This window comes from Terriglobales bacterium (assembly GCA_035624475.1).
In the GTDB taxonomy this organism is placed as follows: domain Bacteria; phylum Acidobacteriota; class Terriglobia; order Terriglobales; family Acidobacteriaceae; genus DASPRL01.
On sequence record DASPRL010000257.1, the window covers coordinates 1 to 3,374 of the forward strand.

A 3,374-nucleotide genomic window follows, 5' to 3' on the forward strand; every position below is an offset into this window, starting at 1 on the left:
CGGCTGCCGCCGGTCGATCGCAGCGATGTCGGTCTTGGCCTTGGGCCGCTTGCCCGCCAGGATGTCGGCCAGCAGCCCCGGGTAGTAGAACTCGCGGAAGAAGGTCTCCACCGGCGCCACATCGAAGGTGTTGCCGTTGAATCGCCAGAGGATCTTCTGCCATGCCGCCGGCGTGCCATCGAACAGACCGTCGGGCGCGAACGCCAACCAGTCGCCACCGCTGGCCACGAGCGTGGCCAGCAGTTCCCCCGTCGCGGGATCCCAGATCTGCGTGCCTCCTTCGAGGGTGCCGACGCTCAGTTCTCGGCCATCCGGGCTGAAAACCGGGCAAGAGTCCACGCGGCCCTCTCCCAAGGCGCGGCCCTCCCGTCGGGTCGCCACCTCCCAGAGTTTGACGCTGCGATCGTCGCTGGCGGCGTAGGCCAGCCAGCGACCGTCCGGGCTGAAGACCGGGCAACGAAGCTCGCCGGTCCCGCCCAAGGTGAGCAGGGTGGCCCCGCTAGCCAGGTCCCACACCTTGATGGTCTTGTCGAGGCTGGCCGAGGCGAGCCAGCGGCCGTCCGGACTGAACGCCACCTCAACAACAGCACCCGAGTGGCCCGTCAGGGTGCGCACCTGGTTCCCAGTAGCTACTTCCCAGAGCCGTATCGTCTTGTCGTAACTTGCCGAAGCCAGCCAGCGTCCGTCGGCGCTGAAGGCCAAGCCGGAGATCAAATCGGCGTGGCCGGTTAGCGTTCGCACCATCTTCCATGTGCCCGTCTCCCAGAACCTGATGCTCTGGTCGTCGCCTCCTGAGGCCAGCCAGTGACCGTCAGGGCTGAATGCCACCGCCCTGAGATCGTCCGTGTGGCCGCGAAGGTCGGGCATCTCGCGCCCCGTCGTGACTTCCCATAGCTTGACTTCCCGGCTATGGAGCGCGGCCAACCAGCGGCTGTCTGTGCTGAACACAGGAAAGGCTTCCAGATAGTCGGAGCGCAGTGAGCGCAGCAGGCGCCCGCTGGCCAAGTCCCAGAGCGCTATTGAGGAGTCAGCAGCAAATCCCCGGTTTCCCGACGCGAGCCAACGGCCGTCAGGACTGAAGGCTACGCCGTCGATGGGCGCAATCGTGTCCCGGGATGCTGACACTTCGCGCCCGCTGCTCACCTCCCAGAGGCGGAAGAAGGGATCGAGTCCTGAGGCGGAGGCCAGCCAGCGGCCGTCCGGGCTGAAGGCTACGGCATTGACGAAGTCGCTGCTCGAGCTCCGCGAGCGCCACGTGAGCGTGCGCTCCTCGCGGCCGTTCGCAACCTCCCACAGCTTGACGGTCTTGTCTTCGCTGCCGGAGGCCAGCCGGCGGCCATCGGAGCTGAAGGCCACCGCCGTGATCATCCCTGTATGCCCGCTGAAAGTGCGCACTTCCTCGCCGGTCGCCACGTCCCACAGCTTGAGCGTCCTGTCGTCGCTGCCCGAGACCAGCAACCGGCTGTCGGGACTGAAGGCCAGATGACCAACGAGCCGGGTGTGGCCGCTCAGCGAACGCACTTCGCGGCCGCTCGCCATCTCCCAAAGCTTGATGGTCTTGTCCCTGCCGGCAGTCGCCGCCCAGCCCCCGTGAGGGCTGAAGGCGATTGCGGTCACAAGATCGGCAGGCCCCCCCACGGCGAAAGCGCGAAGTTCGCGGCCACTGGCCAGGTCCCACACCGTGATTATCCTGTTGCTCCGGCTGCCGCAGGCCAGCCGGCGCCCGTCGGGGCTAAAGGCGACGGCGGCGGCCATCCCCGTCGCAAAGGTCCGCACCTTCTGTCCCGTAGCCACGTTCCACAGCTTGACGGTGTCGGAGTCTCCGCCTGACGCGAGCCAGCGTCCATCGCGACTGATGGCCAGGGTATAGACACCGCCGTCTGGGTCGCTCAAGCTCCGCAATTCGCGTCCGCTGCTCACGTCCCAGAGCTTGATGGTGTGGTCGGAACCTGCGGAGGCGAGCAGGCGGCCATCGGGGCTGAACACCAGGACGAACGGCGACTCAGAGTGGCCCGTCTGCGGCACCAGTTCCGGCCGCGCGCGGGAAGGGACGCGCGGCCCTTGCGCCTCAGCACAGGCCGCCCCCAACAGCAGAAGTGCCGCCAGGACCATGAACAGGCCTGGCCAGATGCTCTTCCGCCGAGCGACAAGGATCTTTCCGCACGGCCACATGATGGGCCTCCAGATTCTTCAGAGTTGGTTCAGGAGAGGAACGCTAGGCAGGCTACTCCTTGCAGCCGGTGGCGGGCATCCCTTGTTGGGAGGGCTCGCGACCGGGACAGCACAGGTTCTCGAGGCCTCCCGCTCACTCACCTGACCGCGGACGGCTGATGGCTGGCGGCTGCCTTCTGCTCCCGCCGCCGGATCTTCTCCACCGCCTCGCCCAGCGCGTGCTTCAGTTTCTCCACGCCCTCGCCGGTCACCGCCGAGATGGGATAGAGCGCCAGCTTCTTGCGCCGGCAGAACTGCCGCAGCGCGCTCAGCTTCTTCTTGTTGGCCACATCCATCTTCGCCGCCACCACCAGCATGGGCTTCTCTTCCAACCCGGCGCCGAAGCTCTCCAGTTCGCTCATGATGACTTTGAAGTCCTCGACCGGGTCGGGCCGGCCGCTGGCGTCCGAAACATCGATCAAATGCGCCAGCAGGCGCGTGCGCTCGATGTGCCGCAGGAACTGCGTGCCCAAGCCCGCGCCCTGGTGCGCGCCCTCGATCAGCCCGGGGATGTCGGCCACCACGAAGCTGCGCTCCGCGGGCGCTTTCCCCATCACCGCCACGCCCAGGTTGGGCTCCAGCGTGGTGAAGGGATAGTCGGCGATCTTGGGGCGCGCCGCCGAGATGCGCGAGATCAGCGTGCTCTTGCCCACGTTGGGATAGCCCACCAGCCCGACGTCGGCGAGCAGCTTGAGTTCCAGGCGGTAGCTGCGCTCCTCGCCCGCGCGCCCGGGCTCAGCCTCGCGCGGCGCCTGGTGGGTGGAGGTGGCGAAACGCGCGTTGCCGCGGCCGCCGCGCCCCCCGCGCGCGATCACCCGCCGCTCTCCCGGCTGCGCGAAGTCGTGCACCTTCTCCCCCGTCTCCTCGTCGTAGAGGATGGTGCCCACCGGGACCTTGAGCACCGCGTCGGCGCCCTCGCGCCCGGTCTTGTTGGAGCCCTCGCCGTGGCGCCCGCGCTCCGCTTTGTGCTCGGGGTTGAAGCGGAAGTGCACCAGGGTGTTGTGGCTCTCGCTGGCTTCCAGGACCACGTCGCCGCCCTTGCCGCCGTCGCCGCCCGAAGGGCCGCCCCGGGGCACGAACTTCTCCCGCCGGAAGGCCACGCAGCCGTTGCCCCCGTTTCCCGCCTTCACCCGGATTCGCGCTTCGTCGATGAACATGGATGG

General features: G+C 67.9%; 2 protein-coding genes. Both read right to left on the reverse strand.

Features of this window, described 5'->3' with window-relative positions; translation table 11 throughout:
• Positions 1 to 2,112: hypothetical protein (locus tag VEG08_10395; GenBank protein HXZ28394.1), on the reverse strand; the 2,112-nt coding region annotated here is incomplete at its 3' end.
• A 197-nt stretch (positions 2,113 to 2,309) separates the two neighbouring features.
• Positions 2,310 to 3,368, reverse strand: a complete 1,059-nt coding sequence (obgE, locus tag VEG08_10400; GenBank protein HXZ28395.1) for a GTPase ObgE — start codon at positions 3,366 to 3,368, stop codon at positions 2,310 to 2,312.
• Positions 3,369 to 3,374: the final 6 nt, after the last annotated feature.

What these genes read in the sequence shown, in the direction of transcription:
- obgE (HXZ28395.1), bottom strand. Translation starts at nt 3,368, where the DNA reads ATGTTCATCGACGAAGCGCGAATCCGGGTGAAGGCGGGAAACGGGGGC.